Annotated in this window: 29 protein-coding genes and 1 pseudogene; 18 read left to right on the forward strand and 12 right to left on the reverse strand. The window is 68.7% G+C overall.

Features of this window, described 5'->3' with window-relative positions; genetic code table 11:
• Nucleotides 1–39: 39 nt before the first annotated feature.
• The 4 genes from KY500_RS14250 (at nt 40) to KY500_RS14265 (ending at nt 2740) form a co-directional block, all read left to right on the forward strand.
• Nucleotides 40–954, forward strand: a complete 915-nt coding sequence (locus KY500_RS14250) for a hypothetical protein (protein ID WP_219901100.1) — start codon at nt 40–42, stop codon at nt 952–954.
• Complete coding sequence (locus KY500_RS14255) at nt 954–1340, forward strand: GntR family transcriptional regulator (protein ID WP_219903453.1); 387 nt, start codon at nt 954–956, stop codon at nt 1338–1340. Before KY500_RS14250 ends, KY500_RS14255 begins: the two co-directional genes overlap by 1 nt.
• A gap of 168 nt (nt 1341–1508) precedes the next feature.
• Nucleotides 1509–2198: a DedA family protein gene (locus KY500_RS14260; protein ID WP_219901101.1), complete on the forward strand. Its 690-nt coding sequence runs from the start codon at nt 1509–1511 to the stop codon at nt 2196–2198.
• A gap of 248 nt (nt 2199–2446) precedes the next feature.
• Nucleotides 2447–2740 carry an ATP-dependent DNA ligase gene (locus tag KY500_RS14265; RefSeq protein WP_219901102.1) on the forward strand — a complete coding sequence of 98 codons (294 nt, stop codon included), beginning with the start codon at nt 2447–2449 and terminating at the stop codon, nt 2738–2740.
• Nucleotides 2741–2765: 25 nt separating this feature from the next.
• Here the strand turns inward: KY500_RS14265 and KY500_RS19455 are convergent, their stop codons facing one another.
• On the reverse strand, nt 2766–3104 hold the full coding sequence (locus KY500_RS19455; RefSeq protein WP_255579368.1) for a helix-turn-helix transcriptional regulator: 339 nt from the start codon (nt 3102–3104) through the stop codon (nt 2766–2768).
• Complete coding sequence (locus tag KY500_RS14270) at nt 3053–3721, reverse strand: DUF5937 family protein (protein ID WP_255579370.1); 669 nt, start codon at nt 3719–3721, stop codon at nt 3053–3055. Before KY500_RS14270 ends, KY500_RS19455 begins: the two co-directional genes overlap by 52 nt.
• 55 nt (nt 3722–3776) lie before the next feature.
• Here KY500_RS14270 and KY500_RS14275 point away from each other — a divergent pair, with 55 nt between their 5' ends.
• From KY500_RS14275 to KY500_RS14290, 4 genes and pseudogenes are all read left to right on the forward strand, one after another.
• The gene (locus tag KY500_RS14275) at nt 3777–5105 is read left to right on the forward strand and encodes an MFS transporter (protein WP_219901103.1); all 1329 of its coding nucleotides are present in this window, start codon (nt 3777–3779) and stop codon (nt 5103–5105) included.
• Between the two features lie 26 nt (nt 5106–5131).
• Nucleotides 5132–6411: pseudogene (locus KY500_RS14280) on the forward strand (Nramp family divalent metal transporter).
• Between the two features lie 26 nt (nt 6412–6437).
• Complete coding sequence (locus KY500_RS14285; RefSeq protein WP_219901104.1) at nt 6438–7082, forward strand: metal-dependent transcriptional regulator; 645 nt, start codon at nt 6438–6440, stop codon at nt 7080–7082.
• Between the two features lie 98 nt (nt 7083–7180).
• Entirely contained in the window at nt 7181–7981 is an 801-nt protein-coding gene (locus KY500_RS14290; protein ID WP_066598154.1) for an HAD-IIA family hydrolase, read from the forward strand.
• Nucleotides 7982–8065: 84 nt separating this feature from the next.
• On the opposite strand, the gene KY500_RS14295 is transcribed toward KY500_RS14290, so the two are convergent.
• The 3 genes from KY500_RS14295 to KY500_RS19460 form a co-directional block, all read right to left on the reverse strand.
• A complete protein-coding gene (locus tag KY500_RS14295) occupies nt 8066–10120 on the reverse strand; it encodes a septum formation family protein (RefSeq protein WP_219901105.1) in 2055 nt (684 codons plus the stop codon).
• Nucleotides 10120–10665, reverse strand: a complete 546-nt coding sequence (pyrE, locus tag KY500_RS14300; RefSeq protein WP_066598157.1) for an orotate phosphoribosyltransferase — start codon at nt 10663–10665, stop codon at nt 10120–10122. The genes KY500_RS14295 and pyrE overlap by 1 nt, the downstream gene beginning before the upstream one ends.
• A 72-nt stretch (nt 10666–10737) precedes the next feature.
• The gene (locus tag KY500_RS19460) at nt 10738–10860 is read right to left on the reverse strand and encodes a hypothetical protein (RefSeq protein WP_255579372.1); all 123 of its coding nucleotides are present in this window, start codon (nt 10858–10860) and stop codon (nt 10738–10740) included.
• A 135-nt stretch (nt 10861–10995) separates the two neighbouring features.
• On the opposite strand from KY500_RS19460, the gene KY500_RS14305 reads away from it, so the two are divergent.
• Nucleotides 10996–11922, forward strand: coding sequence for a LysR family transcriptional regulator (locus KY500_RS14305; protein WP_219901106.1), 927 nt, complete (start codon nt 10996–10998; stop codon nt 11920–11922).
• A 94-nt stretch (nt 11923–12016) separates the two neighbouring features.
• Nucleotides 12017–12571, forward strand: a complete 555-nt coding sequence (locus KY500_RS14310) for a GNAT family N-acetyltransferase (RefSeq protein WP_219901107.1) — start codon at nt 12017–12019, stop codon at nt 12569–12571.
• A 30-nt stretch (nt 12572–12601) separates the two neighbouring features.
• On the opposite strand, the gene KY500_RS14315 is transcribed toward KY500_RS14310, so the two are convergent.
• The 5 genes from KY500_RS14315 to KY500_RS14335 all read right to left on the reverse strand — a co-directional run bounded on the left by KY500_RS14315 (nt 12602) and on the right by KY500_RS14335 (nt 17855).
• A complete protein-coding gene (locus KY500_RS14315; protein WP_219901108.1) occupies nt 12602–13906 on the reverse strand; it encodes a sugar ABC transporter permease in 1305 nt (434 codons plus the stop codon).
• The gene (locus tag KY500_RS14320; protein ID WP_219901109.1) at nt 13903–14757 is read right to left on the reverse strand and encodes an ATP-binding cassette domain-containing protein; all 855 of its coding nucleotides are present in this window, start codon (nt 14755–14757) and stop codon (nt 13903–13905) included. Before KY500_RS14320 ends, KY500_RS14315 begins: the two co-directional genes overlap by 4 nt.
• A 117-nt stretch (nt 14758–14874) precedes the next feature.
• Nucleotides 14875–15960, reverse strand: coding sequence for a sugar ABC transporter substrate-binding protein (locus KY500_RS14325; RefSeq protein ID WP_219901110.1), 1086 nt, complete (start codon nt 15958–15960; stop codon nt 14875–14877).
• Between the two features lie 80 nt (nt 15961–16040).
• Nucleotides 16041–17330 (reverse strand): ROK family transcriptional regulator, encoded by a 1290-nt coding sequence (locus KY500_RS14330; RefSeq protein ID WP_219901111.1) that lies wholly within the window; start codon nt 17328–17330, stop codon nt 16041–16043.
• Between the two features lie 90 nt (nt 17331–17420).
• Nucleotides 17421–17855: a DUF2975 domain-containing protein gene (locus tag KY500_RS14335; RefSeq protein ID WP_255579375.1), complete on the reverse strand. Its 435-nt coding sequence runs from the start codon at nt 17853–17855 to the stop codon at nt 17421–17423.
• A gap of 199 nt (nt 17856–18054) precedes the next feature.
• On the opposite strand from KY500_RS14335, the gene KY500_RS14340 reads away from it, so the two are divergent.
• The 6 genes from KY500_RS14340 to KY500_RS14365 all read left to right on the forward strand — a co-directional run bounded on the left by KY500_RS14340 (nt 18055) and on the right by KY500_RS14365 (nt 20741).
• On the forward strand, nt 18055–18537 hold the full coding sequence (locus KY500_RS14340) for an Asp23/Gls24 family envelope stress response protein (protein ID WP_219901113.1): 483 nt from the start codon (nt 18055–18057) through the stop codon (nt 18535–18537).
• On the forward strand, nt 18534–18722 hold the full coding sequence (locus KY500_RS14345) for a DUF2273 domain-containing protein (RefSeq protein WP_219901114.1): 189 nt from the start codon (nt 18534–18536) through the stop codon (nt 18720–18722). The genes KY500_RS14340 and KY500_RS14345 overlap by 4 nt, the downstream gene beginning before the upstream one ends.
• Nucleotides 18722–19117 carry a hypothetical protein gene (locus KY500_RS14350; RefSeq protein WP_219901115.1) on the forward strand — a complete coding sequence of 132 codons (396 nt, stop codon included), beginning with the start codon at nt 18722–18724 and terminating at the stop codon, nt 19115–19117. Before KY500_RS14345 ends, KY500_RS14350 begins: the two co-directional genes overlap by 1 nt.
• Nucleotides 19114–19689, forward strand: a complete 576-nt coding sequence (locus tag KY500_RS14355; protein WP_219901116.1) for a DUF6286 domain-containing protein — start codon at nt 19114–19116, stop codon at nt 19687–19689. Before KY500_RS14350 ends, KY500_RS14355 begins: the two co-directional genes overlap by 4 nt.
• A complete protein-coding gene (locus KY500_RS14360) occupies nt 19686–20303 on the forward strand; it encodes a hypothetical protein (protein WP_219901117.1) in 618 nt (205 codons plus the stop codon). Before KY500_RS14355 ends, KY500_RS14360 begins: the two co-directional genes overlap by 4 nt.
• 111 nt (nt 20304–20414) lie before the next feature.
• Nucleotides 20415–20741 carry a hypothetical protein gene (locus tag KY500_RS14365; RefSeq protein ID WP_219901118.1) on the forward strand — a complete coding sequence of 109 codons (327 nt, stop codon included), beginning with the start codon at nt 20415–20417 and terminating at the stop codon, nt 20739–20741.
• A gap of 64 nt (nt 20742–20805) precedes the next feature.
• Here the strand turns inward: KY500_RS14365 and KY500_RS14370 are convergent, their stop codons facing one another.
• Nucleotides 20806–21543: an SDR family oxidoreductase gene (locus KY500_RS14370; RefSeq protein ID WP_255579376.1), complete on the reverse strand. Its 738-nt coding sequence runs from the start codon at nt 21541–21543 to the stop codon at nt 20806–20808.
• A gap of 117 nt (nt 21544–21660) precedes the next feature.
• Between KY500_RS14370 and KY500_RS14375 the strand changes: the two genes are divergently transcribed.
• A complete protein-coding gene (locus KY500_RS14375; protein WP_219901119.1) occupies nt 21661–22590 on the forward strand; it encodes an AraC family transcriptional regulator in 930 nt (309 codons plus the stop codon).
• Nucleotides 22591–22653: 63 nt separating this feature from the next.
• Here KY500_RS14375 and KY500_RS14380 read toward each other — a convergent pair whose 3' ends face one another.
• Nucleotides 22654–23850, reverse strand: coding sequence for an MFS transporter (locus tag KY500_RS14380; RefSeq protein WP_255579377.1), 1197 nt, complete (start codon nt 23848–23850; stop codon nt 22654–22656).
• A gap of 132 nt (nt 23851–23982) precedes the next feature.
• Between KY500_RS14380 and KY500_RS14385 the strand changes: the two genes are divergently transcribed.
• Nucleotides 23983–24852, forward strand: a complete 870-nt coding sequence (locus KY500_RS14385; RefSeq protein WP_219901120.1) for a helix-turn-helix transcriptional regulator — start codon at nt 23983–23985, stop codon at nt 24850–24852.
• The last annotated feature ends 6 nt before the right edge of the window (nt 24853–24858 follow it).

Consider the following 24858-nt stretch of genomic DNA (forward strand, 5'->3'; position numbering starts at 1 on the left):
GCGGATGCGAATCGTCCGCTCCCGGAATTGGAGGCTCGTGTGTCGCTCGTGTTCGTGTGCTGTGCCCTCGCCATCGTGTTCTCGTTCGCTCCGCTGAGTTCGAGTAAGCCGGCCAACCGGGCCAGAGAGCTCGACAAGTACGCGCGCCGCCTCGGGGTAGCGGTGCCGGCCGAGCTCTCGGACAGGCTCCTCGTGCGTCTGATTCGCCGTGAACGCGCCCTCCTGACGGGCGGCCTCACCGGTATCGGGCTCGCGGTCATCGCCGCCCTCCTCCTACCCGGCGGCTTCGACGCCGCCTATGTGCCTGTTCTGGTTTTCGCTGGTCTGGGTGTCGGTAGTGCCGTGGGCGCCGCCCTCGCCTCGTCGACGAGTGCACTGAGGCCCCTGGCCGGACCGCGAGTCGCCCGCCCCACCACCCCGGTCTATGCCGACTACGTTCCCGCGGTGGAACGCTGGAGCGGGCGCCTCCTTCCCGCCCTCGCCGTGCTCGCCGTGTTCGCGGCGTGGATCGCATTGAGCGTGGGAGCCCTCGGGGACGCCCGACTCACCGCCGCCTACATCTGGACATCTGCCGGCGCCTGTCTCGCCTATGCGGCTGCGTCAGGACTGATGGCATCTGCCCTGCTGTCACGCCGGATCCTCGATCGCGGCCAGCCGTCGGCATCCGCTACCGAACTCGCCTGGAACGATGGCCTGCGCGCCCAGGCCCTGCGCGACCTGCACGCCGTGCCGATAGTTCTGGGCTTCGTGTCTCTGCTGAGCACATTCTTCGACATTGGCTCCCTCTCTGACTACGCGGGCGGCGGTGCCACCGCAGCGGCTGTGGGCGTTGTCCTCCTCGCCGTGCTGATGGCAGGCGGCGTCACACTGTTCATCGTCGACCTCGCCTCCAGGCCGCAGCAGTACTATTGGCGCCGGCTCTGGACCGACCGCGCCGTAGGCACCTCCGCGTGATGATCGTCATCGATCCCGATTCCGGGATCGCTCCCTACGAACAGCTACGGGCCCAAATCGTCGAGGCAGTGGCGGCCGGCAACCTCAGACCCGGCGCGAAGCTGCCCACGGTGCGACGCCTGGCAGACGACCTGGGCATCGCGCCGAACACTGTGGCGCGCAGCTACCGTGAACTCGAACGCGACGGCGTCATCGTCACTCGTGGGCGGAATGGATCGGTCATCTCGGCGTCTTCCGCAAGCGATAGCGGTCCCGGCGCCCGCGAGGCCGCCGCGATCTTCGCCCACCGCGCGCACGAGCTGGGCCTCACCACCGACGAAGCTCTCACGCTCGTGCGCGTCGCTCTCCTCAGTGGCGGACCTCAGGATGCGAACACCGCACTCTGACGCTCCCGGCACGGGCCTATCCGGCACACACCCAGCTTCCGTTCATATCCGGTTCGCTAGCCTTGTACGCAGGGTGCTCATTGCCGGCCCGACAGGCGCGAGTTCGCGCAGCAAGCCGGCACCATCCGATCGAGACCGTACTCATGACCCCGACCGGAAGGCCTTTCCATGCATCCCACTCTCTTCGGCATCGATCTTCTCGACTCCGAGTGGCTGATCGGCTGGTTCGGCTCCTTCGTGCTCCTCGGCGTAGCCGCCGTGGTTTTCGTCGAGACCGGGTTCATCGTGTTGTCGTTCCTGCCGGGCGACTCGCTGCTCTTCACCGTAGGGCTGCTCACCGCCACCGGGGACATCCCGTTCCCCATCTTCGTGACCTGCGCGATCATCTTCGTCGCGGCATTCGCGGGCGACCAGCTGGCGTACGGCATCGGGCGGAAGGCCGGGCCCGCGGTGTTCGCCCGCGAGCAGAACCGGTTCTTCAACCCCAAGAACGTGGAGCGCACCAACGCCTTCTTCGCCAAGCACGGCGGCAAGGCCGTGATCATCGCCCGCTTCCTGCCCGTCTTCCGCGCGTTCGTGCCCCTCGCGGCCGGCGTCGGCAAGATGAGCTACCGCACGTTCGTCACCTTCAACCTGATCGGTGCCTTCGCCTGGGGCGTCGGCCTCACCATGGTGGGCTTCCTGCTGGGCCAGATCGACTTCGTGGCCCGTTACTCGGAATACTTCATCATCGGCATCGTGCTGCTCTCGGGCGTCCCGATCCTCAGCGAGCTCTATAAGGCCGGCCGGGAGAACCTGCGCACCCGGGGCAAGGCCGTTGTGCCACCCGTGGAAATTCCGGAGGACGTGCGCGATTAGGGCGCCGGGCCCACACCAGGCCGCACGGTGTGCGAGGTGAGCCCCGGAATGGGGACTCACCTCCCGACCCTGCTGCTCGCTACATTGAGAATCGGGCGCACTGGACCGGGCGAAGGGATCTCGGCGTCCGCTCTGCTCGGTACCGCCGAGCGCGCAACACACACGACCCGGGGGGCGTCGCGATGAAACAGGGAACGTGTACTCCTGCCTGCAACTCGGCAGCGGCGCCGCGCTCGCGAAGCTGACCGATGGGCCGGTTCGTCTACAACTCGACGCTCAACATCCTGCTGGACGATGAGGAGCTCAGCCACCTGCAGGCCGTCATCGGCGCCAAGTTCCGCCTCCAACAGTCGTTCTACTTCTCCTGGACCCGCCCGGCCAACACCGGCGAGTACCGGTCCACAATCTGGCTCACGCCGCACATCCCCCTGCAGTTCCACTACCGGCGGGCGCTCGGCGCAGCCCTGGACCGGGACCGGATCAACGAGATGTACGCCCAGGCGAACAGCCCGGGTGGCCTGCTGCTGGTCATCGACCCCTGACACCTGGCGCCGGCCGGCACCACCATCAGTGATGATCGATTAGCGCCGCACCCAATTCACTGCGGAAATACAGCATGCTGTGGCCATAGCGGGTGGACGTGACCAGTCCCCCGTCCCGCAACGCGCGCAGGTGCTGGTTGACGGCGGATGCCGACACCCCGAACCGCAGGCCGAGTTCGGTGGATGACGCCGGTTCGGCCAGTGCCAGGAGCAGGGCCGTGCGGGTTCGACCGAGGAGCGCCGAGACCGCGGCCACGGTGACGGGATTCTCCGTCTGCCACATCACGCCCTGGCCGCGCGCGGAGTAGAGGATCAACGGCGGCTCATCGAGCTCCGAGGGCACCGACGCGCGGTTGGCGAACATGGTGGGCACGAGGGTGACACCCGGCCCTCAGCGGCGACGACCCGGGTGTTGACCTCGCGGTTCTTCACCGACACGACGTTGTCGGCGAAGCTCATCTCCGGTGCGAGCTCGTTGAGCATCACGGCGAGGCCGCTCTGGGCCACCCGGCGGCCGCGGTGCACGATGTCGGCCTGCAGAATGCTGCGCATCCGCGGCCAGTGCGGTGCGAACGCGCGCTCCCAGTAGTCCGCCAACACCGTCACGATCAACCGCAGCGCCGCAGCGGGGTCGCCCCTGAACGGCTGGGGCACGCGTCCGTGCAGCTTTTCCAGCTGGCCGAGCACCAGCCGGGGATCGCGGCGTCCGAGAGCGGCCAGCTCGTCGGGCAGCCGGGTGAGCGGGGAACTCGGGCGCGGGTTGAGGAAGTCGGGGGTCCAGAGCCTCTCGTCGATGAGGGCGAGCAGCACGGCGGTGTCGGCTCCTGCCCGGGCCGACGCCGTGCGGGCCAGCCAGGCCGACTGCAGCGGATACCGTCCGGGTTCCGTAAGTGCCCGCAACGACAGGCCCATCTCGCAGAGCGGGGACACCCCGAACTTGATGTCGCCGACATCGGCCTCGCTCAACTCGTATCGCAACATGAAGCCCAACGCTACATAAGTTCGTCAACCTTCGGCGCGCTGGCATAACTGACGAATGCCTCTCACGCCGCCCCCGTCCACCGGCCTCATTCCCGTGTTGCCCGCGGAGGACGGTGCCCCGTCCGACCCGCCGCGCGGCTCCTGGCGGATGCGCCTGGCCGGGCCGTTCACCGACCCGGTGCTGCGCATCCTTTCGGCGTACGCCCTGGTGAGCACGCTGGGGCGCGGCGTGTTCTTCACCCTGACGGTGCTGTACTTCACCCTGATCGTGGGCTTGTCCACGGCCGAAGTGGCGATCGTGCTCACGGTGGCGAGCGCAGTAGGGGTGCTCACGGGCCTACTCGGCGGACAGCTGGCCGACCGCATCAGCTCCCGCCGGTTGCTGTTCGCCATTGTGCTGCTGGAGGGGGCGGCCCTGATCGCCTACGCGCAGTCCACCAGCTTCGGCCTGGTGCTGCTGATCGCCTGCGTCGTGACCGGGGCAGACCGGGCCGCCAACAGCACCCGCGCTGCGATCATCGCCCGTGCCTTCACGGGCGGCGCCCGGGTGGACGCCCGTGCGATCCTCCGCACCATCACCAACGTCGGCATCGCCCTGGGCTCGGCTCTCGCGAGCGTGCCGCTGCTGGTTGGCACGGGGGACGCGTTCCGGCTGGCGATCGTGCTCGCCGGCACGGCCACGCTCGCCAGCACCCTGGTGGTGTGGCGGCTGCCCAGACGGGTCAACGCGCCAGCCCGGGTGACGACCCGGACCGGTCCTTCTCCGGTGCCCAGCGGGCGGCCGCCGTTCCGCAACCCCCGCTATCTGGCCCTGACCGCCCTGTCCGGGCTCTTCGGTATCCAGTTCGGGCTGGCCGAGATCGGGTTGCCGCTCTGGGTGGTGAATTTCACCGAGGCTCCCACGGTCATGGTCTCGGTGCTGCTGATCTTGAACACCACGCTCGTGATCGCCTTCCAGATTCCGCTGTCACGCGGCACCCACGACGTGCGGCGCGCTGGGAACGCGGTAGGCCTGGCCGGGCTCCTGATGCTGGTCGCCTGCCTGGCCTACGCGGGGTCCGGTCTGGTGCCGATCGTGGCCGCCATCGTGATGCTCGTCGTGGCGATGCTCCTGCACACCTTCGCGGAGGTGCTCTCGTCGGCCGGCACCTGGGGTCTGAGCTTCGAGCTGGCCGAACCCGATCGGGCCGGCGCCTACCAGGGCGTCTTCTCGATGGGATTCTCCCTCGGCGCCATGGTGGCACCCCTGGTGATCACCGCCACCGTGCTCACCCACGGGCCGGTGGGCTGGGCCCTGCTGGCCGCCCTCTTCGCCGGTTCCGCCGCTGGAATCGTGGTCATCGCCCGCCGCCATGCCAGGGCGGGATCTCTGATCTTTCGGTAGGCCTAAAAAAGACATAGTGTTTAGGCATGCCTCAAACTGACAGGTCCGCTTCGGCCGTCGCAGCCCCGGCCCCGCTGCCCACCGTGAGCGGCGTCGCCTCCACCCGCCTGCTCTGGCTGCTCGGCCCCGCCTGGTCGCGGGGGTCGCCTATCTCGACCCGGGCAATGTGGCCAGCAACATGACTGCCGGCGCGCGGTACGGCTATCTGCTGGTGTGGGTGGTCGTGGCCGGAAACCTGATGGCCTGGCTGATCCAGTACCTCTCCGCCAAGCTCGGGATCGTCACGGGAACGAGCCTGCCGGAGGTGCTCGGTGTGCGGCTGCGCCGGCCCGCGGCCCGCCGACTGTACTGGGTACAGGCCGAACTCGTGGCCATGGCCACCGACCTGGCCGAGATCATCGGCGGCGCCGTGGCACTGAACCTGCTCTTCGGGCTGCCGCTGCTCGCCGGCGGTGTGATCACCGGCGTGATCTCGATGATCGTGCTGACCGTGCAGACCCGGCGGGGCCCGCGCGTCTTCGAACGGGTGATCGTGGCGCTGTTGCTGATCATCACGGTGGGGTTCACGGCCGGCGTCTTCTTCTCACCGCCGGATGCCGGCGGTGTCGTCGCCGGGCTCGTGCCGCGCTTCGAGGGCACCGACTCGGTGCTGCTCGCGGCGTCGATCCTGGGCGCCACGATCATGCCGCACGCGATCTACGCGCATTCGGCGCTCACCCGGGACAGGTTCCCGATGCGCCAGGGCGCCGCGGCGACCCGGCGGCTGCTCTGGGCGACCAAGTGGGATGTTTCGATCGCGATGCTCATCGCCGGCACTGTGAATCTCGCCATCCTGCTGCTCGCAGCCTCGGCCCTGCAGGGCGTGCCGGGCACGGACTCCCTCGAGGGCGCCTACCTGGCCCTGCAGAGCGGTCTGGGCCCGGTCGTCGCAACGGTGTTCGCCGTGGGCCTGCTGGCCTCGGGGCTGGCCTCCACTTCGGTGGGCGCGTACGCCGGCGCCGAGATCATGCATGGCCTGCTCAAGGTGCGGGTGCCACTGTTGCTGCGCCGCGTGGTCACCCTCATCCCGGCCCTCGTGATCCTGGGCGTGGGCTTCGACCCCACCCAGGCCCTCGTGCTCAGCCAGGTGGTGCTGTCGTTCGGCATCCCGTTCGCCCTGATCCCGCTGGTCTGGCTCACCGCGCAGCGGGGCCTACTCGGCGACTTCACCAACCGCTGGTTCACCACGGCCGCGGGGACCGTGGCCGCCGTGCTGCTGGTGGCACTGAACGCCGTGCTCCTGGTGCTGGTCTTCAGCGCCGGGTAAGACCGGGCCGATACTCTGAAGGCGCCATGAAACCCCCCACTGCAGCCGCCGAGGACTACCTCAAGACCATCTACGCGCACACCGAGTGGCAGGCGGATCCGATCACACCCAAGGCTCTGGCCACCCGGCTGGGCATCGCGCCGTCGTCGGTGACCGAGATGGTCAAGAAACTGGCCGCGGACGGCCTGATCTCCCACGTGCCCTACGGACCGCTCACCCTCACCCCGGCCGGCCGGTTGCAGGCGACCGCGGTGGTGCGCCGGCACCGCCTGATCGAAACCTGGCTGGTGCGGGAGCTCGGCTACACCTGGGACGAGGTGCACGACGAGGCCGAGGTGCTCGAGCACGCCATCTCCGACCGCCTCCTCGAGGCCATCGACACCCACCTGGGCCGCCCCACGGCCGACCCGCACGGGGATCTCATCCCCGCCGCGGACGGTTCGACGACGCCGGTGCCCGCGGTGGTGCTCGCCGAGGCCGCACCCGGCCACTCGGGAACCGTCCTGCGAGTCAGCGACCGCGATCCGGCCATACTGCGCGCCCTGGCGGATGCCGGCATCGTGCCGGGCAGCCTGCTGCATGTCGTCGATGCGGGCACCGTGCGACTGCCCGCCGGCGGGCTGCATCCACTCGCGCCCGACGCTGCCGGAGCCATCTGGCTCACCAGCTGAGTACCCCGCCGAACGACCCGCGGACCTCGCCCGATAGTCTGAGAGGGCGGGGTCACAGAGACCGCCGACCGCACCTCCCCCACACGAAGGAGCCCGCCATGAGAACGCGTGACGAGATCGAATGCTGGCTCACCGACATGGACGGAGTCCTGGTGCACGAGAACCAGGCCCTGCCCGGTGCCGCCGAACTGCTGCAGCAGTGGACCGATGCGGGCACTCCGTTCCTGGTGCTCACCAACAACTCCATCTTCACCCCGCGTGACCTGTCGGCGCGGCTGCGCTCCTCCGGCCTCAATGTTCCCGAGGAACGCATCTGGACCTCAGCGTTGGCCACGGCCGACTTCCTCAAGCAGCAGAGCCCCGGCGGCACGGCCTTTGTGATCGGCGAGGTGGGGCTCACCACCGCGCTTCACGAGGCCGGCTTCATCATGACCGAGACCAACCCGGACTACGTGGTGGTGGGCGAGACCCGCAACTACTCGTTCGAGGCCATCACCAAGGCCATCCGTCTGCTGCTCAAGGGCGCCCGGTTCATCGTGACCAACCCGGATGCGACCGGCCCAAGTGCCGAGGGGCCGATGCCGGCCACGGGCGCCATCGCCGCCCTCATCACGAAGGCCACCGGCATGGAGCCCTACGTGGTGGGCAAGCCCAACCCGATGATGTTCCGTTCGGCGATGAACCGCATCGGCGCGCACTCGGAGAACACCGGCATGATCGGCGACCGGATGGACACCGACATCGTGGCCGGCATCGAGGCCGGGCTGCACACCGTGCTCGTGCTCACCGGCATCAGTGATGACTCCGAGATCGCCCGCTACCCGTTCCGCCCCGACGAGATCCTCGACGGCGTGCACCAGCTTCTCGCCCGGGAACCCATCGAGTCCGACCAGATCTGAGCCTCTCCACAATCCGCGAGCCGTGAGAAAAGCCCCAAAAACCTCCGGTTTTTGGGGCTTTTCTCACGGCTCGCGGATGGTTGATCAGGCCGCCGGGGCGAGGCTCGTGGTGAGCGGCTCGCCCGAGGACCGGCTGGCGAAGCAGTAGAAGTACCGGTCGCCGGCATCCCACTGTTCGGCGGTCACCGGGTAGCTGCCCTGCAGCTGTACGTCGGAGTACTCTCCCGCGGCGGCGAAGTCGATGGTGCCCGGAGCCGAGCAGAGCACGTTGATCTGCTGCGCGAAGGCCTCTTCACCCGGGAACGTCGAGCCGCTCTCGCCCTCCAGGATGCCCCGGTAGACCAACTGGGCTGCGTGCGGGGCGGCGCAGTCGACCACGGTGAATTCCTCGTCCCACGGGGACGTGTAGGGCTCGATGCACTCGGAGCCGAACATAGTGTCCCAGGCGTGCACACCGGTCGCCTGCGGCGCGGTGGGCGGCGGTGTCGGGGTGGGGGTCGGCGTGGGGGTGGCACTGGCGGAGGCCGACGTCGAGGCGGTGGGAGCGGCAACGGGCGTGCCGCCGAGGGCCTGGCCCAGGAAGAAGAGTCCGATGATCACGAGCACGGCGAGAACGGCGCCGCCGGCCCAGAACAGGGTGCGGGTGGAGGGGCGCCGGGGCGGCCCGCCGGCGGCAGCGCGACGGTCGGCGCGATCGGAGTCGTGCGGAGCGGAAACCGAAGCTGCGGCCGTCACGGCCGGTGCGGCGGCAGCGGCGAGGACCGACTCGGGCAGGGCCGCGGGCACAGGCGAACGCCGAGCCGACGGGGTCGCCGTGGCGCCGGTGGCCGCGCGGTGCGAGGGCGCCAGCGGCGCTGCGGTGGGTGCGCCGAAGGGCGGCTGCACTCCGGTGTCGAGCGGGCTCGGCGGCGTGCGATGGCGACGCGCCTCCTGCTCTTCATCCGTGGGGACAAGGCGGGACTGGGCCGGCGTGGTCCACCACGGTGCCGGTTCGATGTCGGCGGCACGCCGCGGTTCCGCGGGGGCCTTGGTCAACGGCTCCGAGGCCGCGGCGGCGGCGGCCGCGGCCGCGGAGGCCGACGGGACCGCGGGCACAGGCCGGGCCGGGGTGACGCCCAGCGGCGGGGCAGCGGCCGGGGTCGGTGCGGCCTCGGGTGCGGCCGGGGTCGCGGCCGGTACGGCGGCAGCCGGTGCCGGCGGGGTGGTGCGCGGGGCGGCAGGCTCAGGAACCACGGGGGCCGCGGGCACAATGGGCGGAATCGCGGCAGTTGCAGGAACGGGCGCGGCGACCGGGGCTGGTGCGGCGGGCGGAGCGGCTGCGGCAGGCGCCGAAGCAGGAGAAGAAGAAGAAGCGGCGGCAGCGGCAGCAGACTCAGCAGCGCCCGCGGGCGGGGTGGGGCGCCTCGACGCGGGAACGGCCGGGTCGGGCTCGATCTGGGGCGTGAGGCCCCAGCGGAAGCCACCGGGAGCGGGCTCCGCGGCCTGGGCCGTGCCGCCTGCGGGCTCGTCGGCGAGCTCGGCTTCGACCGGGGATGCGGCGGCGCGGTCAGCCGCAGCTTTCTCGGCGGCCGCTCGGTCGGCGGCCGCGCTCTCTGCAGCGGCACGGTCAACGGCAGCTTCCTCCGCGGCAGCGCGGTCAGCAGCAGCGCGGTCAGCAGCAGCGCGGTCAGCAGCAGCACGGTCAGCAGCAGCACGGTCAGCAGCAGAACGGTCAGCGGCAGCCTCATCGGCGGCAGCGCGGTCAGCGGCAGCCTTATCGGCGGCAGCGCGATCCGCCGCGGCTCGATCGGCGGCAGCTCTCTCGGCGGCAGCACGCTCGGCGCGGGTCACGTATTCGTCAGCAGGAGGCGCGGAGAGCGCACCAGAAGGCTCGGCGAACGGATTCGTCAGGGCGACGGTCGGAGCCGAGTCGGGCTGGGTATCCGGTGCCGGGCGGTCAGCAGCGCGGTCAGCGGCGCGGTCAGCGGTCTGGTCGGCATCGCGGTCGGCCGTGTCGCCGTCCGCTGCCCCACCGGTTTCGCTGTCGGACGCCTCGGAGCCGGCGTCGGAATCATCGGTGCCGTCATCGGCGCCCAATTGTGCCTCGAGCCAGTCGATGCCGAGGTCGTTCTCGTCGTTTCCGCCCCGCTGATCCGGCATCAGCTCAGTCCCAGGTCCTCGAGTCCGATGGCCGCGTAGTACGGGTAGCCGGCAGCTTCGATGACTTCGCGGGCCCCAGTGCTGCGGTCCACGACCACGGCGACTCCGGCGATGATGGCACCCACCTTAAGCAGGGCTTCGATGGCCGCGAGAGGCGATCCGCCCGTCGTCGACGTGTCCTCGAGAACGATGACGCGCTTGCCGGCAAGATCGGGACCCTCAACCTGACGGCCGCGGCCGTGGTCCTTGGGCTCCTTGCGAACGACGAAGGCGTCGTAGGCGAGGCCGCGAGCGGCGCCCTGGTGCAGGATGGCGGTGGCGACGGGGTCAGCCCCCATGGTCATCCCGCCGACGGCGACAACATCGGGAATGTCCTGGATGAGGTCGAGCATGACCTGGCCGATCAGGGGGGCCACCCGGTGATCCAGGCTGACCTTGCGGAGGTCCACGTAGTACGTGGCCTTCTTGCCGCTGGTGAGGGTGAAATCACCGTGGAAGACGGCGTCGGCCGAGATGTAGTCGATGAGTTGCTTGCGGGTATCCATCACAGAGCTACTTTAGGCCAACACCCGCCGTGAGTCCCGCGCACGATGCAGGCGTGAACGGGACCGCACGGTCTAGAAGCTGCGAACGAGCTTCTTCTCCGGCACGCGGCCGTAGCCATCCTTGTTGACGGCGACAACGGTGCCGACGATGGAGCCAGCGGCCACAAGGGAGATGAGGATCATGAAAACGAACACGGGTCGTGCCTTTCGGAAGGAAGTGGATGGCCGCGTCATTGCGGGCGTGTGCCCGATAACCGACACCTTTATAAGACCATCAACAACCTTTCAGCACAATCGCACAGTTCTGTACTGACTATGTAGGCTGGCTACATGGATGTGCAACGTCTGGAACTGCTCCGCGAACTGGCCGAGCGCGGCAGCATCACGGCCGTGGCACGGGCCACCCACCGCACGCCGTCGGCGGTCTCGCAGCAGCTCAAAGTGCTCGAACGAGAGGCCGGTCTGCCTCTCACCGAGCGCAGTGGGCGCGGTCTGGTTCTCACGGATGCTGGTCGCGCTCTGGCCTCCAGCGCCACGGATATCGCGGTCGCCCTCGAGCGCGCGACGGCGGTCTGGGACACCTTCCGCAACGGCGCAACGGGCGACGTCAGCCTGGTGACCTTCCCCACCGCCGGGCAGATGCTGCTGCCGGGTGTGCTGCAGGATCTCGACGCGATCGACGGCCTCGCCGTGCACTGCACCGACATGGACCCGGAGCTCAGCGACTTTCCGGCGCTCACCTCCGACTACGACATCGTGCTCGCCCACAGCATGCGCGGGCAGCTCGGCTGGGGTGGGCGCGGGCTCACCTCGGTGCCGCTGATGACCGAACCTCTCGATGTGGGACTGCCGGCCGACCACCGCCTGGCCGGGCGGGCGTCGCTCGGTGCGAGCGACGTGGTCGGTGAGACCTGGATCGGCGTGCCCGGCGGGTTCCCGTTCGAACGCATCCTGCACGACATCGAGCAGCAGACCGGCGGCCGCGCCCGGGTGACACAGCGCTTCGCCGACATGCGCCTGATCGAGTCGTTCATCATGGCCGGCCTCGGCATCGCCCTGGTGCCGCGCTACACCTCGGGCGGCAACCAGCCCGGCCGCATGGTGCTCAAGCCTTTGCGTGGCCTTGACGCCGAGCGGCAGATCGTGGCGCTGATGCGGCCCGACCGCGCGGAACGACTGGCCGTGCGCACCGTCATCGGCGCTCTGCGCAAGCGGGCGGCCCAGGTGCAGGCCGAGCACGCGGCGGCCGCCAGCTAACTCCCGCCCCCAGAATTCCGGGCGCAGAGCCTTCCGGTGCCACCTCGGCCCACCCAGCCCCGATCGGCGCTGACCTGCCGATTAGGCTGGACGGATGGCTGACATCGAGTGGACCCTGCGTTGGGAAGCCGACCTGTCGGCCGACGACCACACCGCCCTGGCGACGCTGTTCTCGCGGTACTTCCCCCGAGACCACGCCACCTTCACCGGCACCCGCAGTTGGATGGGTGCCCGCCCGGAGGCCCGCGTGATCGGCTACGACGGCGACCGCCCGGTAGCCCACATCGGCTTCGTGCGCCGGATGCTGCGTCTCGAGTCCGGCCGGTCACAGCTTGTCGGCGACGTGGGGCTGGTCGGCGTCGATCCCGGCTATCAGGGCGAGGGGCTCGGCCGCCGGCTGCTCGCCGAGGCGGCCTCGGCCCTCGACAGCCAAGCGTTGCCGTTCGGATTCCTCACCTGCGCCCCGGACCTCGTGCCGTTCTACTCCGCCGGCGGTTGGCGGCAGGTCGTGGGGCTGACGACTCGTATGATCGACACGCGGATGCAACCGGAGACCTTCATCGGCCCCGCGATGGTGCTTCCCGTGCGGGCGTCGTTCGCCGACTGGCCAACCGGGCAAACGATCATCCGGGACGGCCTCGAGGTCTAGCGCGTCCGGCGCATGTCGGTGAGACCGCGGTCAGGCTCTACCGTGCGAGACCCGGGTCCGGCGCGACAGGGAGTCGACGATGACCGCGAGCAACAGCACTGCACCGGTGATCATGTAGCGGATCGAGGAATCCAGGTTGAGCAGGGTGAGCCCGCTGGAAATGGACTGGATCACCAGGATGCCCAGCAGCGCCGAAAACGCGCTGCCCCGACCGCCGAAGAGGCTGGCCCCGCCGATCACGGCCGCGGCGATGGCGTTGAGGTTGGTGTCGCCGCCTCCCGAGCCCTGATTGGCAGCGGCCAGACGTCCCGCGGCGAGGATGCCGCCAAGCGCCGCGAAGGTGGAGCAGAGCAGGAAGACGGTGAGGTAGACCCGGGTGACGTTGATGCCTGACCGCCGCGCCGCCTCGACATTGCCGCCAACCGCGTAGACCGAGCGGCCCCACTTGGTGCGGGTGAGGAAGAAGTTCATCACCACGACGAGAACCAGGAAGAGTAGGAACATCGCGCCGACCCCGCGCGTCTGGTTGAGATACCAGGTGGGCACCCCCAGCACGACCAACAGGAACACACTGCGCACCACGATCGACGACAGCGGCACGGCAGAGAGCTGGGCCGCCGCACGACGGTTGGCGGTGAAGAGCAACTGCGCGCCGTAGGCCAGGACCGTCAGCACCACCAGAACATAGGACAGCCAGTCCGGCAAGAACCACTGCTGGCAGAACTGCACGATCCAGGAGTCGAAAGGGATGTTGATCGATCCGGTGGAGCCGAGCACCCAGAGCTGCAGGCCCAGGAAGCCGAGGAGTCCGGCCAAAGTGATCACAAAGCTCGGAACCCCGAACCGGGTGTACAGGAAACCGTAAAGCAAACCGATGACGACACCGGACAGGAGCGATGCCAGGAGGGCTACCGGCAGCGGCCAGCCCTGGTTGACGAAACCGACGGCGAGGATCGCGGCCGACAGCCCGCTGACCGACCCGACCGACAGGTCGATCTCACCCAGGAGCAGCACCAGCACGATGCCGATGGAGATCGTGCCGACCGCCGCGCATTGCAGGGTGAGGTTGACCAGGTTGGTACTGGAGAGAAAATTGGGGTTGAGCAACGAGAACGCCACCCAGATGACGATGAGGCCGATCACCACTGGCAGCGAACCGATGTCACCCGAGCGCACCCGTTTGCCGAAGGCGCGAACGGTGCCGCCGATACCGTGCGGTTGGATCAGGCGTTCATCCTGCAGGTCGGCCGCCACGGCGGCCAGCCGCACCGTCTCGGTGGGTGGAGCGGTGTTCTCCGGGTTGGCGGGCGGCGGGGTCGAAGTCGGGGTGGTCATGGCCGTTCCTCCTCGGGGAGTGCGGTATCGGTCGCGGCCGCGGCGGCTGCGTCGGCGGTGTCCACACGGGCCTGCGCGCGTCGGGTAACGGCGTTGTCGGTGGCACCGGTGATCGCCGCGATGATGTCTTCGTAAGTGACGTCGGCGACCCTGAACTCACCGTTATTGCGGCCCAGGCGCAGCACCACGATGCGGTCGGCGACGGCCTGGACATCCGCCATGTTGTGGCTGATCAGGACCACCGCCAGGCCCCGTTCCCGAAGCCGTTCGATGAGGTTGAGAACCTCGGCGGTCTGGGCCACGCCCAAGGCCGCGGTGGGTTCGTCGAGGATGACGATGCGCGGGTCGCCGATGAGGGATCGGGCGATGGCGACGGTCTGCCTTTGACCGCCGGAGAGCGAGGCCACGGGGATCCGCACCGACGGGATGCGGGCGGAGAGCTGACGAAGCAGGCCCCACGACCGCTTCTCCATCTCTACCTCATTGATGGTGCCGCGTCCCAGTTCGTGGCCGAGGAACAGGTTGGCGACAACGTCGAGGTTGTCGCACAGGGCGAGGTCCTGGTAGACCGTGGCGATGCCCAGGTTGTTGGAGTCGGCGGGGTTGTTGATCGTGACGGTCTTGCCGTCGTGGCTGATGGTGCCGCCGTCCTGCGGGTGCACTCCGGCCAGGATCTTGATGAGGGTGGACTTGCCCGCGCCGTTGTCGCCGACGAGGGCGACCACCTCGCCGCTGTAGATATCAAGGTCGATGCCGGTGAGCGCCTGCACAGCACCGAAATTCTTGTCGATCCCCCGCAACGACAGGACGAGGTCGTCAGCGGGGGCCGCTGGGGTGGAAAGCGCAGACATTGTGATCCCTCCGAGATGGGGATGGGAGCCGGCCGGGACCCGAATCGTGGGTGCGGTATCCCGGCCGGCCGTTTTGATGCTGTTGACCGGCGCCACAGGGCGCCGTCATCCGGCCGGTTACTGCAGGCCGGCAGCGGCACACGCGTCCGCGTACTGGGCGGTGCAGATCTCGTCGACGGTGTAGAAACCGTCATTGATCACGGTCTCCTGGATGTTGTCGACGGTGACCACCACCGGCGTCAACAGCGTGGAGGGAATGTCCTGGAACGTGGTGTCAGGCGAGGGCGTACTACCCTGAGCCAGCTGGTCGGCGATTTCCGCCGCCTTCTCGGCTTCGAGCTTGATGGCCTTGTAGACCGTCATGAACTGGTCGCCGGCGACGATGCGCTGGATGGCGGCGAGTTCGGCGTCCTGCCCGGTGACCGGCGGCCACGGCGACACTCCGGCGGCTTTAGCCGCGGCGATGGCGCCGCCCGCTGTTCCGTCGTTGGCCGCGTACATTCCGGAGATCTCGGGTCCGAACTGGGTGATCTGGCCGGCCGCCCACTCCTGAGCCTTATCCGGGCTCCAGTCAGGTGTGTCGTACTCCGCCAGGATCGGGATGCCACTCGGGTCGATGACGGAGTGCGCGCCCTTCTTGAACTCGGCCGCGTTGGCGTCTGTCGGCGATCCATTGATCATGATCAGGCCGGTGGTCGTGTTGTCCTGCTTGAGCTTGTCGACGAGCGCGGTGCCCTGCAGCACGCCCACCTGCTCGTTATCGAACGAGATGTAATAGCTGATCTTGTCGCTCTTGATCAGCCGGTCGTACGACACCACCGGCACGTTCTGCGCGGCGGCCGATTCGGCGATGCTGGCTGCTGCGGCCCCGTCCACGGGGTCGAGCACCAGAACTTTCACGCCTTCGGTGAGCGCTGACTCCGCCTGCTGCTGCTGTTTGGCGGCATCCTGGTCGGCGTTGGCGTAGATGACCTCGTAGTTTCCGAGTGAGGTGAGCTTGTCTTCGAACAGCGGCCGGTCGAAGCTCTCGTACCGGGTGGTCTTGGATTCAGGGAGGAGTAGGCCGATCTTGATCGTCTCGCCGGAGCTGCCCCCGTCGGAGCTTGAGGAGCTGGATCCGTTGGACGTGCACGCGGTCAAAACGCCCGTGGTTGCGATCACTGTGATCGCCAGGAGCGCGAACCTCTTCCTGGGTTTTCTCATGATGTGCCTCCTACTGTGACCACCCTCGTTGGCGGTGTAACGAGCATGGCCCCGGTGCCATATGCCGTCAAGGCTTGAACTCAAGAGGCCAGGCCGCCCCGATCCGCGGCTATGTCAGCCGTATCTTCCGGCACGAATACGCTGATTCCGGGCAGGATGTCGGGGGCCGGGCCGACCAGCAGGGAGCGTTCGGGCTCCCCCGGCCGCCCGGCGGAGATCTGCGCCCCGTCGATGGCGAACAGCACCGCGCCGAGCACCTCGGCGCGTTCGCCCAGTTGCCCCTTGACCACGTCGGGCACGCCCGATTGGGTGGCCAGGGTGGAACGCTCAAGGGCGTGCCGGAGCGGGCTCAGAAGAATCTCGCCGGCTTCGGCCAGCTCGCCGCCGACCACGATGCGGTGCGGGTCGACCAGGTTGCTCAGGCCCGCCAGCGCAATGCCGAGGTGCCGGCCCGCGTCGGCGATCACCCGGCGGGCGCGGGCCTCCCCTGCCTCGGCACGCAGCAGGATGTCGCGCAATCTCACCTCACCGTGCACGGCCGGGAACCTGGCCGCGAGGGCGGATGCCCCCACCAGGGTCTCCAGGCAGCCGCGGTTTCCGCAGCGGCACACGAGCCCCTCCTCGTCGAGGGTGAGGTGCCCGATTTCACCAGCCTTGCCGCTGCTGCCGCGGTACACCCGCCCGTCCACGATCAGCCCGGCTCCGACGCCGTGCGAGACGCGCAGATACGCGGCCTGGCGGATGCCCCGCGCCGCGCCCATCCGGTACTCGCCGAGGGCGCCGAGGTTGGCCTCGTTGTCGACGAAGACCGGCCGGTGCAGCCGGGCCTCCAGCTCCTGGGCGACGGGAACACCATCCCAGCCGCGCAGCAGCCCGCGGGTGGCGATGATGCCGGTGCGCGGGTCGACCGGCGCCGCCAGGCCCACTCCCACGGCGAGCACCTCGGTCAGCCCCGCGCCCACCGACTCGACCATGTCCTGGATGAGCAGCATCACCCTGTCGAGTTCGCTGTCGGCGCGGTGGTCGCGGGCCAGCGGCAGCATCCGTTCGGCCAGCACCTGGTGCCCCGCGTCGGCCAAGGCCACGCGCAGGTGCCGGTTCGAGACGTGCAGCCCCACCACCAGGCCCAGTTCACGGGCCAACGTGACCTGCACCGCCCGGCGGCCACTGCGTGAGGTTGGTGCAGTCTGCAGCACCCCGGCGGCGGCCTGCTCTTTGACGATGTTGGAGACAGAGGCCGGCGACAGCCCGGTCACTGCGGCCAGTTCGACCTGGGTGAGGGCGCCGTGGTGGGTGATCGCGTCGACGATGCGCGCGCGATTCGCCTCTCGCAGGGACGACTGCGACCCGGGATTGCGGCGGCTGCTCACAGGACACACGATACAACTGCCCCACCCGTAACATCCGGTTTCGCCCAGAACGGGGGTTCGCCGGGCACCGGCCGGCCCGCGCGGCGAGGCTCACACCAGACGCGCGGGCCCTGCTCCCAGATGGAGGAGGACCGCGACTGCCGCGACCACGGCCAGGAGGCCGCTGCCGAGCAGTGCGAACATCAGTCCCGGCGTCGCATATTCCAGCACGTTCAGCGCGATAACGGCCGCCGCGACGAGCAGCACGAAGACCAGCAGACAGCCCACGATCGCACGCAGCCAGCCCCGGAGCGCTCCCTCGAGCCGATGCGCCTTGGCGAGCGCCACCAGTCTCAGGCCGATGACGGCGATGGCCTGCCAGCAGGCGATGGCAAGAACGCCCCAGATCACGCCGGGCAGCGCGATCGGCGTCACAACCGGGAAGGTGGCGACCACCGTGGCAACGGCAGCCGGCAGCACCCAGACCTGCACCAGCACGGCCACACAGAGAACGACGATGAGCAGCGCAGTCAGTGCGGACCACATTCCTGAACGCATCCTGCCCCCCAGCACTCGTCTGGATGCCACCCTATTGCTTATCTGAGAGCTAGCTGGATTGCTGACGGGTTTATTTGCCAGTTCCGTGACGAACCCTCGGTTCTATCCCTCTAAGGGTTACGGAGATACCATCGCCGCGGCCGAGCGGATCAGCCCAGCCGAAACCCAGAAGATTAGAGGATGCATAATGTCTAACGCAGACACCCGCCCCACCTCCCCCGCTACCCCGGCAACCACTGGCGCCCGTGTCGACCGCACGGAGTCGCGTGCCGTAGCCTCCGTGGGCAGTGAAGCCCACGGGAAGAACACCATCTCCGACAACGTCGTATCCAAGGTCGCGGGCATCGCTGCCCGTGAGGTCCCCGGCGTTTTCGCACTCGGCGGCGGAGCGTCCCGTGCCCTCGGCGCCATCCGTGGTGCGGTCGGCCAGGACGACCTGAGCCAGGGCATCAAGGTCGAGGTGGGCGAGACCCAGGCCGCCGTCGACATCACCATCGTGGTGGAGTACCCCGCGCCGATCCAGCAGGTCGCCGACGCGGTGCGCACCCAGGTCACCACCGCCATCACCAACCTGGTGGGCCTGGATGTCGTCGAGGTCAACGTGGCCGTCAACGACGTGCACCTGCCCACCGACGACCAGGACGAACAGGCTGAGGCCCGCGTCTCATGAGTGCCTCAGCCACCGGCATCGCCGTCGGTGCCGTTCTCGCGTTCGCGATCCTCGTGTTCGGCTTCTGGGGTTTTCTCCTCGTGGCCGTGTTCATGGCCATCGGCCTCCTGATCGGGCGGATCCTCGACGGCAAGCTCGACCCGCGCGGGCTCGCGAATGCGCTGAGCGGAAAACGAACCTCCTGATGTCCACGGTTACGGACGACCCCGCCGGCCGCGAGCCAACCCTCGTGGCCGACGGGGCAGGCTATCCCGGCCACATCACCGTTCGACAGCGTGCGCTCACGACCGTGGCCAGAGCGGTGACGGCCGAGTCCCTCGGTGTCGATCCCGGACAGGTATCGGTCACGCTGCGCGACGATTCGGGCCTCCTCGGCCTCGACGTCGTCACCCCGATCAGCATTCCCGACCTCGACACCGTGGGCGCCGGGTACGCGGGTACGACGCTGCTGCAACGGATCAGCGACGCACAAACCGTCATCAGATCGGGCACAACACGCATCACCGGGAATCAGGTCGGGCGGGTGGACATCCGCGTTCGTGGTGCCTACATAAAACAGGAACGAAGGGTGCCCAGATGAGCGCGCCATATGCTCGCATCGTGCGTCGCGAGACACACTCACCGCGCACGGCTACGACCATTTTGCTGGCGGTGCTGATCATCCTGGCGTGCGCCTATGTCGGCACCGAGTTGATTCTGCGCATGCTGGGGCAACCGGCCCTTCTGGTAACCCCAGCGGATGCGTGGGCCTGGGTGGCGACGTTACCCACGTTGGAACCGCTGGCGGCCATCTCGGCCGGCGGCGCTCTCGTGGCGGTGATCGGGCTCCTTCTGATTCTGCATGCCATCCGCTCGGGCAGGTTGGCCCGCCATGAGATGGTCCTCGGCGACCGAGCGGTGATCGTCGACAACGGGGTTCTCGCTTCGGCGATCGCCCGCCGCGTCGAGACCGTCGCTCGAGTACCGCAGGGGCAGGCGGCGGTGTCGGTCTCGCACCGACGGGCCGTCGTGGAGGTCACCCCGACCTCGGGCATCCCGGTCGACGAGGAGTCCGTGCGTCGGGCGGTCGAGGAAGAAATCGCCTCCTACGACCTGCGCCCGGCCCTGAGCCACACCGTGCGCATCAAACAGACTGGAGCGATCGGCGCATGAACGACACCAACAGAGCCCTCAATCGGGTGTTCATCTTCGTGGTCGGCCTGATTCTGCTCGGCGCCGGCGCGGCCGCCGCCGCACTGCCATTCTGGGACTGGTGGGCAACCCGCTGGAACGAGTTCGGTAGGAGCGCCAACGCAACGCTGACCGATACCTTCGCCGCCAGCACCGTGCCGGGCACCGACTTCAGTTGGTGGCTGGTCGCGGCTATCGCAGTCCTTCTACTCGTCGTGATCGTCATGATCATGATCATCGCCAGTGTCGGCGGGGGCGGCAGCCGGGAGATCTATCGGCGGCCGATCAGCAAGCAGGATGGCAGCTCAGACAACGTGCTGGTGGACACCTCGTTCGCCGCCGAGGCGCTCACACACTCCCTCGACAAGAGGCCCGACCTGGTCGGCAGCACCGTCGGTGCCTTTACCGTGAAGCGCCAGCCCGTGCTGCACGTCGGCGTCACCCCGCGGCAGGGCGCGTCGCCCCGGCTGATCGCCGAGCAGACCGGCATCCTGCTCGACAACCTCGCCCAGGTCGTGGGCGATGCCCCCGCCACGTGCCTGACCATCCACTCGGGCCTGCGTGCGAAGCTCGGCCACGACCAGCGCGTGCGCTGAGCGGTCGCCCCGGATGCGCGGAGTCGCACGATGACCCGGTGGACTCGATCCCGCGGCCGTTCGCGGCCGCGGGGCGTGTGGCTCGCGCTCGGCGTGGGAATTCTGGGCTGCGTGCTTCTCTTCGGCCTCGTTCTCTTTCCGATCCTGGGGTTGATCGGCAGCAGCGCCGGCACGGCGTGGTTCGTGCCCGTGCCATTCGGCGCGATCGCCCTCGTGTGCACCGTCGGATTCGTGCTGACCCTGGGCTTGCTCGCGCTGATCACCCGGGTGCGCAGCGTTCCGGCGGCCTGGGTGGTCGCAAGCGCGGCGCTGCTCTGCGTGCTGCTGACCAGCCTCTACCCGGCCGTGGCCGTGGCCCAGGCCGGTGTGGATCAGGGCGGTCAGGTCATCCCGTGGATTCTCGGCTGGATCGGTAGGACCACCGGGGTCTTCTCCTGAGGGCCAGGAACGTCGCTGGGCCGAGCTGCCCTCGGCGACAACTCCCGTGCACGACACGGCCGTGTTACCAGGCAACCGGCCCCTGGTCGTCGGTGAAGGTCCCCGTGGGACCGCCCGCGTCGATCGTGGCCATGCGTACCGCCGAGGCGGCGCCCTCTGCGGGGGTTCGGATGCCGCGATGGTTATTCAGGTCGGTGGCAACGAAGCCGGGGCAGACGGCGTTGACCAGGATCCCCTCATCGACCAGGTCTCGTGCGCACATCATGGTCACCGCGGTCAGCGCCGTCTTGGACGGAACGTAACCCAGGGCGATCGGATCGGTGTTGGCGAAGTCGGAGATCGACGCCAACGAGCCCGCGATGCTGGACACGTTGACGATTCGCGGAGCGGTCGAGAGCCGCAGCAACGGCAGGAAGGCGCTCGTCACGGTGATGACCCCGAAGACGTTCGTCTCGAATACCGCGCGGACATGATTCACATCGGCGAAGCGCGGCACCTGCCCGGCGAAGTCAGCCCCCGGCTGGTGGCTGATTCCGGCGTTGTTGACCAGAGCGTCCAGGCGACCGAATTTCTCCCGGATCGTCACCGCCGCGGTCGCGACCGAGGCCGAGTCCGTGACGTCGAGGGCCACGGCCGTGACGTCTCCCCCTGTCAGCCGCAGTTGTGCTGCGGTCGCTTCTCCGCGTTCCAGGCTGCGGGCGCCGATCACCACGGTGTGGCCGAGCGCGGCCAGTTGGGCGGTGATCTCGCGACCGATGCCTTTGTTGCCGCCGGTGACCAGAACGATCATGGGGTTGTTCATGGGAACTCCTTCTTGTGGCCGTGACTGGGTCACGGCGGTGCTGTCACACCAGCATGCAAGCAGAAGTCCGGATTTAGAATCATGTTCCGTACGTTTTTTGTGTCGTATAGTACGAATATGGCGACGGATCGACTGTCCGAGGTTCTGGACCTCATCGAGGTACGAAGCGTGGTCTCCGGAGGCTCGGCGGTGCGCGGGCGCTGGCAGACCCACAGCTCCATTGATGACGACCTGAAGTTCATCGCGGTGGTCCGCGGCAGCGCATCACTGACGACAAACGGCGCCGACAGGGTGGAGTTGGCCGCCGGGGATGTCGCGATCCTGAACGGCCGCTCGTGGCTCACCCTGGAGGGCGGCGACGGAGACGAGGAACCCGTCACCGTGGTGCCGCCGTCCGCAGGCTCGACCATCAGTGATGCCGACGCCGCCGCAGACGACGTCGATATCCTCATCGGGGGCCGGGTCGAGCTGAACTCCACGGGCAAGGATCTGCTGCTGCGCGCACTCCCTGCCGTCGCCCACGTCGGGGCGACCAGCGCGGTGGGACCGCACCTCCGCGGCCACGTGCAGCGTCTCTTCTCGGAAATTGTCGCCGGCCGGGTCGGCGCCGATTTCGCCATCCGACAGTACGGACAGCTGCTGGTCCTCGACGTCCTGCGCGGCTTCATGCAGCACAGCGACATGCCCGCTGGGTGGCTGAAAGTGCTCACCGACGACCGGCTCCGGCCGGCTCTGGACATGATCCACGAGCAACCGGCGCGGAGCTGGGGCCTCGAGGACCTCGCTCGCGCGTCATCGATGTCACGCACCACGTTCGCAGAACGCTTCCGGGCCGCGGCCGGCACCCCACCCCTGGCCTATCTCATCAGTTGGCGGATGCTCCTGGCCCAACGAGAGCTCCGCTCGGGCGACACCCGGGTGGGCGCACTCGCGCGTGAGCTCGGCTACTCCTCGGAGAGCGCCTTCAGCACGGCCTTCAAACGGCATGTCGGCGAGTCCCCGCTGGCGTACCGCGCCCGGGTGCGCGCGGCGTCAGCACAATCGTGAGCCTGAGCGTCGAGCCCGGTGAGGTACTCCTGCGGATCTTCCAGGGCCTGCGTGGCCAGAGGCTCATTCCGCAGCGAAGGCGGTGCACCGGCCGGAGAACGTCAGCAGGAGCGCGGCCGCCCCGAAGACGATCATGACGATGGGCAGGACCAGACCGCCCAGCACGGTCAGGAGACCCGCGCCCAGGATGCCGGCGACAAAGATCGCGACGTTGAACGCGACAGGCAGGAATGAGTTCGCGACATCCGATTCGTCACCACCGGCCCGGGTCAGGAAGGACTGGAGCTGCGCGGACGCGCCGCCGAAGGTGGCGCCCCACACGATGGTGGCGCCGATGATGGCCGGGGTCGACGTGTGGAAGGCGAGGAGGACGACGGCCGCGGCCACGAACAGCATCAGACTGCCGTGCAGCAGCGCCCGCGGGAATCGGTCGAGAAGGGCGCCGGTGAGGATGATGCCCCCGATCGAGGCGATCCCGAAGAATAGGAGCTGGACATCGACGGTCAGGCTGCTGCCGGTGGTGCGCAGGTACGGCGAAATGTACGTGTAGATGGTGTTGTGGGCGAGCATCCAGGCGACGATGACAGCGAGGATGACGGCGATGCCCGGCAGGCGCAGCACCCGGAGCGCCGGGAGCCGGGTGCGGCCCGCCTGACCGGGGGCGTTCGGGGCGACCAGTGCCAGGAGCGCGCCGGCGACGAGGGCGACGATGGTGAGGCCGACGAAGGCCCATCGCCAGTCGAAGGTCGTGCCGAGCCACGAACCGAGGGGCGTGCCCAACGCGAAGCCGATGGGCGCCCCGGTCGACACGATCCCCAACGCCAGACCACCCCTGCGGGCCGGGCTGATCTTCAGGCCGTAGGCGGCGAGCATTCCCCAGAGCACCCCGGAGAAGGAGCCGGCGACGAAACGGGAGAGCAGCGCAAGGCCGACGTCGGTGGACACCGCGGTGATGCTGTTGGCAAGAATGAGCCCGGCGAGCGCAGTGAGCAGTAGCGGCTTCCGGCGCATCCGTCGGGTCAGGCTGATCGCGGGGATGGTGACGATCACGGTGCCCAGGGCGTAGGCGCTGACGAGGAGCCCGACGGCCCCCTCGCTGGTGTTCAGGCCGGCCGCGATGACGGGCAGCAGTCCGGCCGGCATCGTCTCCATGGCCACGAGCACGAACCCGATCGTGGCGAGGCCGATGAGGGTGACGAGCGGGAGCCGCTGCACCTTCTGGCGGCCGGCCGGTTCGACGGCAGGGATGGTGCTGATCACGGTGCTCCTTGGGCGGTGCGGGCGGGGGTACTGCTCCAGTCAAGACGACCGACCCGGGGGGAGGGAGTCACTGTCGAAAGGTGTACCGAGAGAGCACCCCACTCGGCCCGGAAGGGACGTAACGTCGATGGCATGGACAATCAACCCGAGGTACGCGAGTTCCTCATGTCACGGCGCGCGAAACTCACTCCCGAGCTGGTCGGGCTCAGCTCCGGCCCCAACCGGCGCGTGGCTGGCCTCCGCCGCAGCGAGGTGGCCGCGCTGGCCGGTGTCAGCGTCGAGTACTACGCCAAGCTCGAGCGCGGCGCCATCGCCGGCGCATCCTCGTCGGTGCTCGACGCCATCGCCCGCGCCCTGCAGCTCGACGACACCGAACGCACCCACCTGTTCGACCTGGCCCGCGCGGCCGACGGCATCCCCCTCTCCGGACGCCCGCGCCGCCGCTCGGCCAAGAGCGCCGTGACCCGGCCGAGCCTGCAGTGGGCGCTCGACACCTTCTCCGGGGCCATCGCGGTGGTCCTGGACCAGCACCAGAACATCTTGGCGACCAACGAACTCGGCCGCGCGTTCTACTCCCCGGTCATCGGCGACGGCGGACGCGTTCCGAACCTCGCCCGATTCCAGTTCCTGGACCCGGCCTCCCGCGACTTCTATCCCGACTGGGACCGGTTCGCCGGGATGTGTGTGGCGATCATGCGCACCCGGGCCGGGCGCGACCCCAACGACAAGGGACTGCAGGACCTCGTCGGCGAGCTGTCCACCCGCAGCGACACTTTCCGGCAGCTGTGGGGCGCACACGATGTGCGCACCCACGGTGCCGGCACCAAGCGCTTCAACCATCCCGTCGTCGGCGAGCTCACCCTCGCCTACGAAGAACTCGCGATCACCGCTGATCCCGGACTCGGCATGCTGATCTACACCGCCGAGCCCGGCTCCCCCAGCGCCGAACGACTGCAGCTTCTGGCCAGCTGGGCCGCCAGCAGCGCCGTCGTGGAGTCGTAGAACCGG

Origin of the sequence: Cryobacterium sp. PAMC25264 (assembly GCF_019443325.1) — a bacterium.
Lineage (GTDB): Bacteria > Actinomycetota > Actinomycetes > Actinomycetales > Microbacteriaceae > Cryobacterium.